The 255-nt window shown below is 51.0% G+C and carries 1 protein-coding gene; it reads left to right on the top strand.

Annotation, left to right across the window (positions count from 1 at the left end):
* A partial coding sequence (locus QN347_RS20390) for a phosphate regulon sensor protein PhoR (protein WP_323494489.1) occupies positions 1-255 on the top strand: 255 nt, incomplete at both ends.

Genomic DNA, 255 nt, shown 5'->3' with positions numbered 1-255 from the left:
AGGTTTGATTGGTATCCAGTTATTTTATTTACTGCGACTCTCTGACTGGCTGGACAACCCAAATACGGTTCGGCTGCCCGATGGCTGGGGTGCATGGACTGACGTATTTTCTCGTTTGTATCGCCTGCGCCGTGGCGATGAAAAAAACCAGGCTGAACTGGCAGAGTGGCTGGCGCGCTTTCGCCAAGCCATGACTTTGTTGCCGGATGGTGTGGTCATCATGGACGACGTACTATTTTTGGAATGGTGTAATCC

It is taken from the genome of Sphingomonas sp. 10B4, from assembly GCF_035019905.1.
Taxonomy (GTDB): domain Bacteria; phylum Pseudomonadota; class Alphaproteobacteria; order Sphingomonadales; family Sphingomonadaceae; genus Sphingomonas; species Sphingomonas glacialis.
The sequence above is the reverse complement of the archived record's forward strand: the minus strand, read 5'-3'. Positions and strand labels throughout refer to the sequence as shown.